Origin of the sequence: Lysobacter sp. 1R34A (genome assembly GCF_051217035.1) — a bacterium.
GTDB lineage: Bacteria > Pseudomonadota > Gammaproteobacteria > Xanthomonadales > Xanthomonadaceae > Lysobacter.
This window is the reverse complement of the sequence record NZ_JBPKJP010000009.1, coordinates 71,028-84,817: the sequence shown is the minus strand read 5'-3', so window position 1 is coordinate 84,817 and position 13,790 is coordinate 71,028. Positions and strand designations below refer to the sequence as shown.

11 protein-coding genes and 1 pseudogene are annotated in these 13,790 nt (G+C 67.8%); 8 read left to right on the top strand and 4 right to left on the bottom strand.

What is annotated here, in order from left to right; all coding sequences use genetic code 11:
- On the top strand, window positions 1-1,124 hold a 1,124-nt coding region (locus tag ACSAMQ_RS05055), incomplete at its 5' end, for a D-alanyl-D-alanine carboxypeptidase family protein (RefSeq protein ID WP_435394600.1).
- Window positions 1,125-1,228: 104 nt separating this feature from the next.
- Here ACSAMQ_RS05055 and ACSAMQ_RS05050 read toward each other — a convergent pair.
- From ACSAMQ_RS05050 to ACSAMQ_RS05040, 3 genes are all read right to left on the bottom strand, one after another.
- Window positions 1,229-2,977, bottom strand: a complete 1,749-nt coding sequence (locus ACSAMQ_RS05050) for a hypothetical protein (RefSeq protein ID WP_435394599.1) — start codon at window positions 2,975-2,977, stop codon at window positions 1,229-1,231.
- 193 nt (window positions 2,978-3,170) lie between these two features.
- The gene (locus ACSAMQ_RS05045; RefSeq protein ID WP_435394598.1) at window positions 3,171-4,100 is read right to left on the bottom strand and encodes a hypothetical protein; all 930 of its coding nucleotides are present in this window, start codon (window positions 4,098-4,100) and stop codon (window positions 3,171-3,173) included.
- A 375-nt stretch (window positions 4,101-4,475) separates the two neighbouring features.
- Complete coding sequence (locus ACSAMQ_RS05040; RefSeq protein ID WP_435394597.1) at window positions 4,476-5,222, bottom strand: DUF695 domain-containing protein; 747 nt, start codon at window positions 5,220-5,222, stop codon at window positions 4,476-4,478.
- Window positions 5,223-5,522: 300 nt separating this feature from the next.
- Between ACSAMQ_RS05040 and ACSAMQ_RS05035 the strand changes: the two genes are divergently transcribed.
- From ACSAMQ_RS05035 to ACSAMQ_RS05015, 5 genes are all read left to right on the top strand, one after another.
- Window positions 5,523-5,801, top strand: a complete 279-nt coding sequence (locus ACSAMQ_RS05035) for a DUF493 family protein (RefSeq protein ID WP_031372063.1) — start codon at window positions 5,523-5,525, stop codon at window positions 5,799-5,801.
- Complete coding sequence (gene lipB / locus ACSAMQ_RS05030; RefSeq protein ID WP_435394602.1) at window positions 5,801-6,481, top strand: lipoyl(octanoyl) transferase LipB; 681 nt, start codon at window positions 5,801-5,803, stop codon at window positions 6,479-6,481. Before ACSAMQ_RS05035 ends, lipB begins: the two co-directional genes overlap by 1 nt.
- An 86-nt stretch (window positions 6,482-6,567) precedes the next feature.
- Window positions 6,568-7,638, top strand: coding sequence for a lipoyl synthase (gene lipA, locus ACSAMQ_RS05025; protein ID WP_435394596.1), 1,071 nt, complete (start codon window positions 6,568-6,570; stop codon window positions 7,636-7,638).
- A gap of 394 nt (window positions 7,639-8,032) precedes the next feature.
- Entirely contained in the window at window positions 8,033-10,246 is a 2,214-nt protein-coding gene (locus ACSAMQ_RS05020; protein WP_435394595.1) for a carboxy terminal-processing peptidase, read from the top strand.
- Between the two features lie 320 nt (window positions 10,247-10,566).
- Window positions 10,567-11,394 carry a bifunctional transcriptional activator/DNA repair enzyme AdaA gene (locus ACSAMQ_RS05015; RefSeq protein ID WP_435394594.1) on the top strand — a complete coding sequence of 276 codons (828 nt, stop codon included), beginning with the start codon at window positions 10,567-10,569 and terminating at the stop codon, window positions 11,392-11,394.
- A gap of 174 nt (window positions 11,395-11,568) precedes the next feature.
- Here ACSAMQ_RS05015 and ACSAMQ_RS05010 read toward each other — a convergent pair whose 3' ends face one another.
- Window positions 11,569-12,072, bottom strand: coding sequence for an Lrp/AsnC family transcriptional regulator (locus ACSAMQ_RS05010; protein WP_051884961.1), 504 nt, complete (start codon window positions 12,070-12,072; stop codon window positions 11,569-11,571).
- A 166-nt stretch (window positions 12,073-12,238) separates the two neighbouring features.
- Between ACSAMQ_RS05010 and ACSAMQ_RS05005 the strand changes: the two genes are divergently transcribed.
- Window positions 12,239-12,724, top strand: a complete 486-nt coding sequence (locus ACSAMQ_RS05005) for an N-acetyltransferase family protein (protein ID WP_435394593.1) — start codon at window positions 12,239-12,241, stop codon at window positions 12,722-12,724.
- A 135-nt stretch (window positions 12,725-12,859) separates the two neighbouring features.
- Window positions 12,860-13,750, top strand: a pseudogene (yedA, locus tag ACSAMQ_RS05000) (drug/metabolite exporter YedA); the annotation flags it as partial.
- Window positions 13,751-13,790 lie beyond the last annotated feature (40 nt).

Below are 13,790 nucleotides of genomic sequence, written 5' to 3'. Positions count from 1 at the left end.
CCGCGGCCGCCGCGCGCCCGGCCAGCGACGCCTTGCCGGTGCCGCCGCCGCCGGCGATCCAGGGCACCGCCTGGGTGCTGATGGACGCCGCCAGCGGCAACATCCTGGCCAGCAAGGACGCCGACCTGCGGGTCGAGCCCGCCAGCATCACGAAGGTCATGACCAGCTACGTGATCGCCGCCGAAATGGCCGGCGGCAAGGTCAAGGAGACCGACCAGGTGATGATGACCGAGAACGCCTGGCGCAAGGGCGGCGCGGCCACCGACGGCAGCTATTCCGGTTTCGAAGTCAACAAGACCGCACCGCTGGTCGACATGGAAAAGGGCATGGTGGTGCAGTCCGGCAACGACGCCGCGATCGCCCTGGCCGAACACGTCGCCGGCAGCGAAGACGCCTTCGCCGCGCTGATGAACCAGTACGCCGCGCGCATCGGCCTGAAGAACTCGCATTTCGTCAACCCGCACGGCCTGTCGGACCCGAACCACTACTCGACCGCGCACGACCTGGCCTTGCTCGGCCGCGCCCTGATCCGCGACTTCCCGGTCGCGTACTCGTACAACAAGATCAAGGAACTCAAGGTCGGGCCGATCACCCAGCCCAACCGCAACCTGCTGCTTTGGCGCGACTCCACCGTCGACGGCATCAAGACCGGTCACCACTCCAAGGCCGGTTACTGCCTGATGGCCTCGGCCCAGCGCGGCGACCAGCGCCTGATCTCGGTGGTGATGGGCTCGACCTCCGAGGCCCAGCGCGCGACCGACAGCCAGGCGCTGCTCAACTGGGGCTTCCGCTTCTACGAAACCCACAAGCTGTACGACACCGGCAAGGTGATCGCCAAGCAGAAGGTCTGGAAGGGCCAGTCCGACGAAGTGCAGTTCGGCGTCGCCGAACCGATGCTGGTCAGCGTGGCGCGCGGCAAGTACGCCCAGCTCAAGCCGAGCATCGACGTGCCCAAGACCCTGGTCGCGCCGATCAAGAAGGGCCAGGCGATCGGCACGGTCAAGGTCATGCTCGACGGCAAGGTCGTCGCCCAGCGTCCGCTGGTCGCGATCGCCGCGGTCGAGGAGGGCGGTTTCTTCAAGCGCCTGTGGGACGAGTTCTGGATGTGGTGGGAGTCGGAGTGACCGATCGCCCCGCCCGATCCGCACAGCGATGAACAACGAGCCGGCCTTGCCGGCTCGTTGCGTTTCGGGCGGGCGGCGCGGCGCGCGCGCCGCGAACGGCCTGCTCAGGCGATGCCGTTCATCGACATCGCCACGTCGGTGGCGCGCGAATACTCGACGTAATCGACATACAGCTGGTTGATCACGCAGCCGCTGCCGTTCTCGCGCGGCAAAGCGGCCATCGCCGCGCCGAGATTGCGGTTGGCCTCCTTCGACAGCAGCCACACGGCGGTCGGCGGAGTCAGCGTCCACGACAACAGGAACTGATCGCAGGGCAATTCGGGCCGGCCGACGCACTTGCCGTCGTAGGCCTGGAACTTGGCGGCCTGGTCGGCGCTCATGGTGGCGTAGCTGGTGGTGTTCGAGTACTGGTCGTAGACGCGCAGGTCGCCGAGTTCGGCCGTCGGCGAGTTGGAGTCGCGATACACCCAGATGCCGGCGGCCGGGATCTGGACCGGATAATCCTCGTCGCACACGACCAGGACCACGCCGGAGTGGCGCAGGTACTCGCCCAGCGGAATATCCGACAGGCGCGCGCCGCGCGGGAGGTTCTGGAACAGCCAGCGCCCGAGCCTGTCCTGCAGCAGTTCGACGAGCTGCTCGTACACGCCGTCGGTGAACTTGGCGTAGTGGGAGAACTTCAGGATCACCAGCTCGCGGTTGCCTTCGTTCATGAAGCGCCGGACGTCGTCCAGGATCTCGGTCAGGGCCGGCCCGGTGATCGGGCCGTGGCTGACGTACAGCGCGCTGCCGTCCCACTTGGGCCGCAGATCGAAGTATCGGATGCCTTGGCTGAGCTGTTGGTACAGGTCGAGGTTCTGGGTCTTGCCGAGCGACATCAACAGGCCGTGCTGGTACATGCCGGCATCGTGCGAGGCGCCGGTGGTCAGCCGCGGCAGGGTGAGATCGCCGAGCTCCCGCAGATGGTCCTGCATCCAGCGCGAGCGGTCGACGATGCGCGAGGTCGACGCCCACAACGTATTGAAGCCCTCCGATTCGTGCACCTGAATCGCCATGCCGCCGTGGCAGGCGACGGCGGGCCGGGCGCCGTCGTCGAAGTACACCGCCTCGCCGGCCCAGTCGATGCTCTTGCCGCGGATCCTGCCGAACCGCTGCATCAGGCTTTTATGGTCGGTGCTTTCGTAGACGACGATGACCTCGCCTTCTGCGGTCAACACGACCGAGGCGCGGCTGCCGGCGCCGTAGCGGGTCGCCGGGCCCCATTGGATGCCGGTGGAACCGAGCTTGCCGACGCGATAGTGCAGCTCATCGTCCGCCGCGTTGCCGCGCACCATCACCACGTCGCTCTGGGCATTGATCGCGATCGCGGGCTGGATGCCGGCATCGAGGTAGCTGTTGCCCAGCCAGACGACCGAAGCATTGTTCTCGTCCAGCCGGCCCAGGTTGCACCAGATCGTGGAGTTCCAGCGCGACTCGTGCACCTCGACGACGGCCTGCCGGTTCAGCGCCACGCAGGGGGCTTCGCCGCTGGCGTACTTGACGCTATCGCCGAAGACGATGTCGCCCTCGTTCCACGCGCCGACGCGGCAATACAGGTCCACGCCGCCGGCCGAGCGGTGCGTCTCGACCAGGATCCGGCCCTCGATGGCGATGCTCGGCTCGGCGCCTTCGCCGAACGCCACGCTGTCGTCCCAATCGATCGCCATCTGCCTGAGCCGGCCGCTGCGGTAGTTCAGGTCGTTGCCGTCGGCCGACTCGTGGACCTCGATGAGGCGTCCGTCGCCGCCCAGCGCGACGCGCGCGTGGATGCCTTTTTCGTACTCGAGGGCAAGGCCAAAGAACACATTCTTCATGAGCGATCTTCCTGCGAACGATGCGGGTGGCGTCGAGGCGGGCGCGAGGGCTCGCCAACGGAATCGCGTGCACCGGCCGGTGCCGGTGCAGCACCGTGTTAAGCGTTTCGCAGGAGGATTTGTGAACGCGGGACGAGCCGCGAGGCCGTTGCCCGCGCCGGCGTTGCCGGGCCGCCGTCTTAGGGGCCAGCGCTTATCGCTTCGCGGGCGGCAGCCTGGCGATCATCGCGGCGCGGAACTTCGTCGCCAGGGCATGAAAACCCGCCTCGGTCGGATGCATCTCGTCGAACCACTGGCTTTCCGCGGTCAGGGTGCCGCGCAGGTCGACGTAGTCGAAGCGTCCGGCGAAGCGCACGTCGTGCTTGAGTTCGCGCAGCACGTGGCGCTCGAAGCCGTCGATCAGCATGCGGCCGAAACGCCGCCGTTCGTCCGGGGTCCTGGCCGGGTCGGCGTGGACGATGGCGTTGAGGTGCGGCCCGATCCACGGCCCGACGCTTTTCTTCAGCAGCGCGGCGACGCCGATATTGCCCGGCGTCAGTGCGCCGGGCCGCCCGATCAACTGCGGGTAGTCGTAGCTGTGGGCGAGGATCGGCGCGTTCGGTTTGGCCGCCAGCGCCGCTTGCAGGAACAACGCATAGGCCTGGCGCACGCGTTGGTACTTGCCGGTGTCGAGCACGCGCTGGAACGCAGCCTCGGCCGACAGGTTCTGCTGGCCGGCGAAGGTGCGCTTGAGGAACTGGTCGACGAAATCGTTGCCGCCAGCGCTGAGCAGGATCAGGTCGAAATCGAACTTGGCGTACCAGCCGATGATGTCCTCGATGTTATCGGGCACGAACATCGAACGCTTCGGATTGTCCTCGTTGCGCGAGGCGTGGTCGCCGCTGTGCTCGGCGCGGAAGAACAGGCCGCCGTGGCCGAGCAGCGGAATGCCGCGCTCCTCGTCCTCGGGCGCCGGGGAGACGATCCAGTCGAGCAGGTTCATCGCCAGCGGCGTCGAGAACCACGAATCGCCTTCACAGAAGATCACCGGCGTGCGTTCCAACAGACGAGCGCGCTTGAGCGAGGTGTAAAGGCTGCGGAACTGGCCCCGCAAGGGCAGGGCGACGGATTGGCTGGCGGGCATGGTCGTTCCTCGGGGGCGGACGGCGGTCCGTGGGTAAAAGTACCGCCTGTTCGACTCATTCATTGAGAACGGCCTGGCTGCCGGCGCAAGGCCAGTCTGCTTGCTGAATACGCAAAGCGGCAGCAATGCCTGATTCGGCCTTGAATGACACGAGTTGGGCAGAAGCGCTGGCGTATGGATCAACGTGGTCGCCGCTCGCGCCGCTCCTACCCCCGAATCGACGCGGCAAGATGTCTTATCGCAAAGCCAGGTCTGCGCCAGGGCAGGAGCGGCGCGAGCTGCGACCCCGCTGTCCTTTTGCCGCGCCCAGGCGACTTCATGTCCGGAAGGCGCGGCTTGATCGGCGTAAGCGGCGCCGATGGCCGTGGCGCTTCGCTACGGCTTGCAGATCATGCATTCCCAGCCGTCGTAATTACCTCCATGGTCGCGGGCCGCGCGGTACAAGGGCAGGGTGATGTCGTCGATGCGGTCGCGCGCTGGAATACCGTCGCCGACCAGACGAACGCCGTAGGCTTGGCGATCTTCGTCGGGTTCAAGCAGCTCGGCGACCGTGACGCCCATGTCCGCAGTGCGCGCGACGAAGGCGCTGCGCGCGTCGATGTCCTCGAAATAAACCCAGTGGTCGATCGGGCGCGCCTGCGTCAGCGGGTCGCCATGTTCTTCCAGAGAATCGCATACGCGGCGGTTGGTCATTCGCTCGCGTTCTTCGTCGGAAGGATAAAGGAACCGGAAATAGCTGTCCCATTCCGGATCGGACCGGACAGCGGTCGTGTATGCGTAATCCTGGAACGGACGCATCGCATCGGTGGTGCGGCGTTCCCAGTCGCCGGCGTCGTCCAGCCGGAAATGGAACTCGCGTACGCCGGCATACGTGCAGCGTCCGATGTAGAGCGTGCCTTCGTCATTGAGCGCGGCTTGCAGCGCGTCCTCTATCTCCATCAGCGCCCGGAATTCCTCCTGGCTCGACAGACCGTCCTCACGAGGTTGACGCATCTGCACGCGCAGCGCCGCGGCGAGCGTCAGGCCCGCTATCGGTGCTTCCTTGGCCAGGCCGAGATCCACGAAGATCGATGCCGGTTCGTCGTCGATATTGCAGAAATAGAAATCCCAATCGTCGCTCATGGTGCTTCCTTGCCGAGTTGGCCCGTAGGGTCGGCGCCATCGCCAACCGAGGTGGCGACGATAGCCGACCTGCGCTGTTCATCGCGAGCCGGTCGGCGCGGGGAGCTGGCGGTAACTGCCAGGCGGCCAGTTGGACAGGCAGCGCCGAAGCCGAGCCGTTGGCATGGTTGCCGGTGGCCCGGGCGTCAGCCCAGGCATGAATGAACGGACGGATTGCCGACCCGCTGCGTTCCACCCCCGGCACGCCGCCGTCCCATCCCTGCGCTTGGGTTGCCCCGCCGCGGGACCCATAATGGCGGCATGGACATTCATTCCGACAACCCCGACCACGGCTTCCAGTTTCCGGGCTCGTTCGAGCTCAGCGCGATGGGAGCGGCCGACGCCGGCCTGGAGCGCGAACTGCCGCAGCTGCTGTTCCAGGCCGGGATCAGCGTGGAAACCGAAACCATCCAGTGGAAGCATTCCTCGACCGGCAAGTACGTGTCGGTACGGTTGAGCTTCCGCGCCGAGAATCGCGAGCAGTACGACTTGGCCCACCAGGTGCTGCGCGAGCATCCGGAAGTGAAGTGGACGCTGTAATCGACGCCGTCGCCGCCGTGTTCGGCGGCGCCAGCGCGCCGCCGCGCGCGCAGTTGCGCGACCTCGGCCGACAAGCTTATGAGCCGGTCTGGCGCGCGATGCAGGCCTTCACCGACGCCCGCGACGCCGACACCCCCGACGAGTTGTGGCTGGTCGAGCACGACCCGGTGTTCACCCTCGGCCAGGCCGGCAAGGACGAGCATGTGCTGATGCCGGGCGACATCCCGGTGATCCACGTCGACCGCGGCGGCCAGGTGACCTACCACGGCCCCGGCCAGATCGTGCTGTACCCATTGCTGGACCTGCGCCGGCTCAAGGTCGGCGTGCGCGAGTACGTCGACCGCATCGAGCAGGCAGTGATCGACACCCTGGCCGAGTGGAACATAGAGGGCGCCCGCCGCGAGGGCGCTCCCGGCGTCTACGTGGCCGGGGCCAAGGTCATGGCTCTGGGCATCCGGGTCCGCCGCGGCTGCACTTTCCACGGTCTGGCCTTCAACATCGCCATGGACCTGGAGCCGTACCGGCGCATCAACCCCTGCGGTTACCAGGGGTTGCAAGTGACCTCGGTGGTAGACTTGGGCGGCCCCTCGGGCCTGGATCAGGTCAAGCCGGTGCTGGTCGCGCAGCTCGCGCGCCAGTTCGGACTGACCGTCGAGGAAGCGGCTCCGCTGAGCTTGTAGAGCCTTTTGCCCCAAGCGGGCCGGTAAAGATTCTCCCCTCTCCGCCCGCGGAGAGGGAGCCAAACGACAAGAGTTCAGGCAACGTCATGACCAACCCCGTCTCCAAGTCCATTCCGCTCACCGTCGTCGGCGGCGGTGCGCCCGAGGCGCTCGTGCCGGCGGTGCTGGAGTCGACCACCATGACGCCCGGCGCCAAGCAGATCGGCGGCGACAAGATCGGCCGCTCGCCGGTGCAGTTCGCCGACGTGCCGGCGCTGCGCAAGCCGTCCTGGATCCGGGTGCGCATCCCCTCGGGCAATTCGGTCGCCCAGCTTAAGGCGAAGCTGCGCGAGAACCGCCTGGTCACGGTCTGCGAAGAAGCCAGCTGCCCGAACATCCACGAGTGCTTCAGCCACGGCACCGCGACCTTCATGATTCTCGGCGAGGTCTGCACCCGCCGCTGCTCGTTCTGCGACGTCGCCCACGGCCGGCCCAAGCCGCCGGATGCGAGCGAGCCGGCCAACCTGGCCCGCACCGTCGCCGACATGGGCCTGAAGTACGTGGTCATCACCAGCGTCGACCGCGACGACCTGCGCGACGGCGGCGCCCAGCATTTCGTCGACTGCATCGCCGCGGTGCGCAACGAAAGCCCGCGCACGAAGATCGAGATCCTCACCCCCGACTTCCGCGGCAAGGGCCGCATGGAGCGGGCGCTGGAGATCCTCGCCGCCAATCCGCCGGACGTGTTCAACCACAACGTCGAGACGGTGCCGGACCTGTACGCCAACGTCCGCCCCGGCGCCGACTACCAGTGGTCGCTCACCCTGCTGCAGAAGTTCAAGGCCCAGCACCCGCAGGTCGCGACCAAGTCCGGGATCATGCTCGGCCTGGGCGAGACCATGGACCAGGTCCAGGCGACCCTGCGCGACCTGCGCGCGCACGACGTCGACATGATCACCATCGGCCAGTACCTGCAGCCGACCGCGCACCATCACCCGGTGCTGCGTTACTGGACCCCGGAAGAGTTCAAGGAACTCGAGGCCTACGGCCTGTCGCTGGGCTTCACCCACGTCGCCTCGGGGCCGTTGGTGCGCTCGTCCTACCACGCCGATCGCCAGGCGATCGAAGCCGGCTTCGCCGAGACCTCGAACGACTGGGTCGACCGCGCCGCGGTCTGATCCTTCGCCGCTCGCCCGGACCGCACGGCGGCCGCGGGGCCGCGCCGACACCGGTCCGCGCCAAGCCGGCCGCACGCGTCGCCGGCCGAGGTCGATGATCGATGGTCGGTGGCCGCAGCAGCCCCGGCGGCGTCCCGTCGCGCGCCGCCGCCTCAGTGGCACAGTCCTGTCCCGCCATGGCAGCCGGACGCCCGGCGCGAACGCCGAAACGGGCGTTTCCCGGCCGCGATAACGGCCCGCTAACGCCGATCGCGGTCAAACTGAACCGCTTTCACGCCGATAGCGGCGATTCGCGCGTTACGGACGTGACAGGGCCGGCAACTTTCGGCACTGTGGTCTTGTCCAAAGCCGCTACATCCTAGACATCGGCCCTCTTGGCCGAGAAGACTTCGCGATGACCCTCAAGAACAAGCGTGCCGTTACCCTGCTAGCAGGCTTCCTGCTGACCGCCCCGCTGGCGCTGCTCGCGCGGCCCGACGCGGTCAGCGCCCCCAAGGCGTCCACGGCACTGCCGAGCGCGCCGACCGCGGACCAGACCACGGCGGCGAAACTCGTCTACGGCCTGCTGTCCGACAGCCGCTACGCCTACCGGCCGCGCGCGCTCGACGATGCGCTGTCGGCCGACATGTACAAGCGCTATCTCGAATCGCTGGACGGCGGCAAGCAGTTCTTCAGCGCGGTCGACATCGCCCGCTTCGACGTCAACAAGAACAAGCTCGACGACGCGATCAAGAGCGGCGACCTGTCGCCGGCCTACGCGATCTTCGCCACCTACAAGCAGCGCGTCGACGAGCGCGTCGCCTACGCGCGCGGCCTGCTCAAGCAGCCGGCGAGTTTCGAATTCAGCGGCAACGACCGCTACGACTACGACCGCAAGGACGCGCCCTGGGTCGCCGACACCGCCGCGCTCGACGCGCTGTGGAAGCAGTCGGTGCGCAACGACTGGCTGCGCCTGAAGTTGGCCGGCAAGAAGCCGGAGGACATCGCCAAGACCCTCGACAAGCGCTACGCCAACATGGCCAAGGGCATCGCCGAGCTCAAGGGCGAGGACGTCTTCCAGACGTTCGTCAACAGCTACGCCAATGCGATCGACCCGCATACCGATTATCTGACCCCGAAGTCGGCCGACAACTTCAACATGACCATGTCGCTGTCGCTCGACGGCATCGGCGCGCAGTTGCAGAAGCAGGACGACGTGGTCGCGATCCGCGAAGTGATCCCGGGCGGCCCGGCCGCGCGCAGCAACCTGCTCAAGGCCGGCGACCGCATCGTCGGCGTGGGCCAGGGCGACAGCGGCGCGATGGAGGACGTGATCGGCTGGCGCATCGACGACGTGGTCGCCAAGATCCGCGGCGCCAAGGGCACCAAGGTGCGCCTCGACGTGGTGCCGGCCGAGTCCGGCCTGGACAGCAAGCCCAACCGCATCGTGCTGGTGCGCGACAAGGTGCGCCTGGAAGACCAGGCCGCCAAGTCGGAGATCATCGACATTCCGGCCGCCGGCGACGCGCCGGCCAAGCGCATCGGCGTGATCAAGCTGCCGGGCTTCTACCAGGACTTCGAAGGCCGCCGCAAGAACGCCAACGACTACGCCTCGGCCACCCGCGATGTCGCCAAACTGCTGACCAAGCTGCGCGCCGACAAGGTCGACGGCGTGGTGCTGGACCTGCGCAACAACGGCGGCGGTTCGCTCAACGAAGCCATCGAACTGACCGGTCTGTTCATCGACCGCGGCCCGGTCGTGCAGGTGCGCGAATCCGGCGGCCGGGTCAGCGTCGAAGGCGACAGCGACACCGGCATCGCCTGGGAAGGCCCGCTGGCGGTGCTGATCAACCGCGGCTCGGCCTCGGCCTCGGAGATCTTCGCCGGCGCGATCCAGGACTACGGTCGCGGCCTGGTCATCGGCGAGACCACCTTCGGCAAGGGCACGGTGCAGAACCTGGTCGATCTCGATCGCTGGCCGGCCAACGAAGGCCCGCGCTTCGGCCAGGTCAAGCTGACCATCGCCCAGTTCTTCCGCGTCAGCGGCGGCTCGACCCAGAACAAGGGCGTGGTGCCCGACCTGGCGTTCCCGGTGTCGGTCGACGCCACCGAATACGGCGAGAGCACCTACGACAACGCCTTGCCGTGGACCAAGATCGCCGCCGTGCCGCACACCAGCTACGGCAACTTCGCCCCGCTGCTGCCCAAGCTGGAGACGCTGCACAGCACCCGCATCGCCAGCGACAAGGAGTTCCAGTGGTGGTCGCAGGACGTCGCCCAGTTCCGCGAGGAGCGCGCCAAGAAGTGGATCTCGCTCAACGAGGCCGAGCGCCGCGCGGAGCGCGATCGCGACGACGCCAAGCGCAAGCAGCGCCAGGCCGAACGCAAGCAACTGGGCCTGGAGCTCGACCCGCTGGCCGACGATGCCAACGACGACGGCCTCGCCGCCGCCGAGCGCGACATCGCCAAGGACGCGGCACGCGAGAAGCTGGCCGAGAAGCGTCCCGACCCGCTGCTGCGCGAATCGGCTTCGATCCTTGCCGATGCGGTGCGCCTGCTCAACAACGACCGTCAGCTGTCGGCGCAGGTGCTGCCGACCGCGACCATGCCGGGGCACTGGGCCGACTGAGCCGGTGGGGCGACCGGTACGCCAGTCATCGCAACACGAAAAGCGCGCCCGGGCGGCGCGCTTTTTTTTGCGCCGGGGTAACGCCGGTGGCGGTGTTTCGAGTAATGCAGACGACAGCGCGGCGGCGCGGGGTCGCTTCGGCGCATCGCTCGCCGTCGCGTGGTTCCCGGTTCGCCGCGCCTGCCGCTTCGCCCTGCGCGGCCCGTATCGTCCTGACGCGTCGCGACCGGCATCCCCGATGAATCGCGGCGGAAAATCCGACCCCGTATCGTGCAAGATCCGGATAGCGAGGTGCCGGCGGCAGGCCTAGTCTGTCGGTCATGAACAGCAAATCCCACGACGACAAACTCGAACAGGCCCGCGCACTGCTCGACAGCGGCGAGCCTTCCCTCAGCGAACTGGCCGTGCAGGTCGGCCTGAGCCCCTCGCACCTGCAGCGGCGCTTCAGCGCGCGCTTCGGCCTGAGCCCGGCGGAGTACCTGGCCCAGCGCAAGCTCGGCAGCCTGCGTTCGGCGCTGCGCGAAGGCCACGACGTCAGTGCGGCCTTGTACGACGCCGGCTACGGTTCGCCGTCGCGGGTCTACGAAAGCGGCGCGGCCAAGCTCGGCATGACCCCGGCGCGCTACCGCGCCGGCGGCGCCGGCGAACAGATCCGCTGGAGCCTGGCGCCGACCGCGATCGGCACTGCCCTGGTCGCCACCACCGCGCGCGGCATCTGCATGGTGGAGCTCGGCGACGACCCGCAGGCGCTCGAGGCCAGATTGCGCAGCGAGTTCCCGCGCGCGCTGCTGGAGCGTGTCGACGCCGGCCGCGACGAATTCCTCGCCCCGCGTTTGCGCGCGGTCGCCGACACCCTGGGCGGGCAAGGTCATGCGGTGCCGCTGGACCTGGTCGGCACCGCCTTCCAGAAGAAGGTCTGGGACGCGCTGATGAAGATTCCGGCCGGGCAGACCCGCAGCTATGCGCAGATCGCCGAGCAGGTCGGCGCGCCGCGTGGCGCGCGCGCGGTGGCCCGGGCCTGCGCCAACAACCGCGTCGCCGTGGTCGTGCCCTGCCATCGCGTGGTGCGCGGCGACGGCTCCCTAGGCGGCTACCGCTGGGGCCTGCCGCTCAAGGAGCGGCTGCTGCAGCGCGAGCGGGCGGCCTAGGAGCCGGGACTCGGGTTTCGGGACTCGGGACTCGGACTCGTAAAGCAGGAGCGGACCACCTCGGCTTGGACGCGGCTGCTCTTGCGAGTCCCGAAACCCGAGTCCCGATCAGCCAAGTCCCGATCAGCCAAGTCCCGATCAGCCGAGCCCCGCCCAGCCGAGTCCCGTGCAGCTTCATCCCCTCCGCTTACGCGCCGCTCTCGGGGCATCGCGGGTCGGCAGTTCCAGGCCGTGTTTGACCACGTCGAACACCAGGTGGGTGTCGTAGCGCTTGATGTTGCCTTCGTCGAGGAACAGGCGGTCGACGACCTGGCGGCAGTGCGAGACGCCGGTCGTGGCCAGGATCACCAGGTAGTCCCACTCGCCGGCGAGGGTGTAGCACTGCTGCACCTCGGGAGCGGCGCGCACCCGGGCATGGAAGGCCGCATGGCGTTCGGCCGATTCGCGCTCCATCGTCACCCAGACCGCGGCCAGGGTGCTGCCGAGCGACAGCGGGTCCAGCACCGCCACCTGGCGCATCAGGCCCTCCTGGCGGTAGCGGGTCATGCGCCGCTGCACCGCGCTCGGCGACAGCCCGATGGCGTCGCCGAGCTCGCTCAGGGTCGCCGAGGCGTCGCGCTGCAGCAGCTCGAGCAGCTTGTGGTCGAACTCGTCCAAAACCAGGGGTGGGGTGCTCATGCAAGATTTTTGCGTTCATGCGGGCAAATATTCAACCGCAATTTGACTGACATCGATACGCTATTCACGATCCCGTCGCATGAGGAATTTTTATGTGCGGAATCGCTCCCCCGACCTATTCGATACGGACGCCCCCGGGATGTCCCGGTACGTGATGCAAGCCGCAATGCCAGAGCAGGTCGGCGAGATTCTCGCGCTGATCCGCGAACACGGCCCCAATCCCTGGAATTACCTGCCCGACGTCGAGCTCGCCGCGCATCTGTCGGCGATCCGGCGAGGAAGAACGCAGGCGGTCGTCGCTTTGCACGACGGAGAAATCGTGGCCGTCGTCACATTCGAGCCGAGCGATGCTTTTCATCGCTACCAGCCGTCCGGTCGCGAGATCGAATGGCAGGGCCATATCGGCGAAGTCGTAGTGCACCGCGGTCATCGCGGCCAGGGACTCGGCACTCGATTGTTGAAGGCGGCGGTCTCGCGCCTGTTGCAGATGGGTTTGATCGAGATCTACGTCGAGCGCCACGAGGAAAACCAGGGCTCGGCCGGAATGATGCGCAAGGCCGGCTTCGTGGTGATCGACGTGTTCGACGACCCGCGTCGCCGCGACGTAGGCAGCCGCAGGACGGCGGTGTCGCGTTACGGACCTCATCCCTGATCGACGGCGGCGCGCTCAGCGCGATCGCGACGCCGGTGTTTCGCCGTTTTTCGTGTCGACCCGAATCCATGTCATCGCCGGCCGACCCGCGTCGTCCGTCCCTTCGCTGTTGCCCCTCTCCCCGGAATCCGCGTCATGAGCGCCGCTTCACCGTCCGTTGAACGACTGGCCCCCGGCGCCCTCGCGGTCGCCTTCGCCCTGGGGTCGGTGTATGTGCTGTGGGGATCGACTTATCTGGCGATCCGTTTCGCCCTCGAAAGCTATCCGCCGTTCCTGCTCGGCGCCGGCCGCATGTTCCTCGCCGGCGCGATCATGTACGCGGTCCTGCGCTGGCGCGGGGTGCCGCCGCCGAGCCGCAAGCAGTGGCGCACGCTGTGGCTGCTGTCGATCTGGATGGTGCTGCTGTCGAACGGCCTGGTGAACCTCGCCGAGACCGAGGTCGATTCCGGCCTGGCGGCGATCGCGGTCGCCTCGATGCCGTTGTTCGCCGGCGTGTTCGCGATGCTGCGCGGGCGGCATCCCTCGAAGATCGAATGGGTCGGCCTGGCGATCGGTTTCCTCGGGGTGATCTGGCTCAACGCCGGCAGCAAGCTGTCGGCCTCGACGCTCGGCCTGGTGTGCCTGACCGTCGCGCCGATCGCCTGGGCCTGGGGCTCGATCTGGAGCCGCGACCAGGACCTGCCGTCGCCGTTCATGGCCGCCAGCGCGCAGATGCTGACCGGCAGCATCTGGATGCTCGGCGCCGCCGTCGTGACCGGCGAGCGCATCACCGCGATGCCGACCTGGGCCGCGACCGGCGCGATGCTGTACCTGGTGGTCGCCGGTTCGATCTTCGGGTTCACCGCCTACATCTGGCTGCTGCACCACGTGCGCCCGGCGCTGGCGACCAGCTACGCCTACGTCAATCCGCCGATCGCGGTGCTGTTCGGCGCGCTGCTCGCCGGCGAGCGCTTCACCTCGCACGACCTCGGCGCCATGGCGGTGATCCTGGTCGGCGTCGTCATCATCACCCTGGCCCGCGCTCGCGCGGCCAAGCCCGTCGAGCCGGCGTCCGCCGAGGCCGCGC

What these genes read in the sequence shown, in the direction of transcription:
- ACSAMQ_RS05050 (WP_435394599.1), bottom strand. Translation starts at nt 2,977, where the DNA reads ATGAAGAATGTGTTCTTTGGCCTTGCCCTCGAGTACGAAAAAGGCATC.
- ACSAMQ_RS05045 (WP_435394598.1), bottom strand. Translation starts at nt 4,100, where the DNA reads ATGCCCGCCAGCCAATCCGTCGCCCTGCCCTTGCGGGGCCAGTTCCGC.
- ACSAMQ_RS05040 (WP_435394597.1), bottom strand. Translation starts at nt 5,222, where the DNA reads ATGAGCGACGATTGGGATTTCTATTTCTGCAATATCGACGACGAACCG.
- ACSAMQ_RS05035 (WP_031372063.1), top strand. Translation starts at nt 5,523, where the DNA reads ATGGACATTCATTCCGACAACCCCGACCACGGCTTCCAGTTTCCGGGC.
- lipA (WP_435394596.1), top strand. Translation starts at nt 6,568, where the DNA reads ATGACCAACCCCGTCTCCAAGTCCATTCCGCTCACCGTCGTCGGCGGC.
- ACSAMQ_RS05020 (WP_435394595.1), top strand. Translation starts at nt 8,033, where the DNA reads ATGACCCTCAAGAACAAGCGTGCCGTTACCCTGCTAGCAGGCTTCCTG.
- ACSAMQ_RS05015 (WP_435394594.1), top strand. Translation starts at nt 10,567, where the DNA reads ATGAACAGCAAATCCCACGACGACAAACTCGAACAGGCCCGCGCACTG.
- ACSAMQ_RS05010 (WP_051884961.1), bottom strand. Translation starts at nt 12,072, where the DNA reads ATGAGCACCCCACCCCTGGTTTTGGACGAGTTCGACCACAAGCTGCTC.
- ACSAMQ_RS05005 (WP_435394593.1), top strand. Translation starts at nt 12,239, where the DNA reads ATGCCAGAGCAGGTCGGCGAGATTCTCGCGCTGATCCGCGAACACGGC.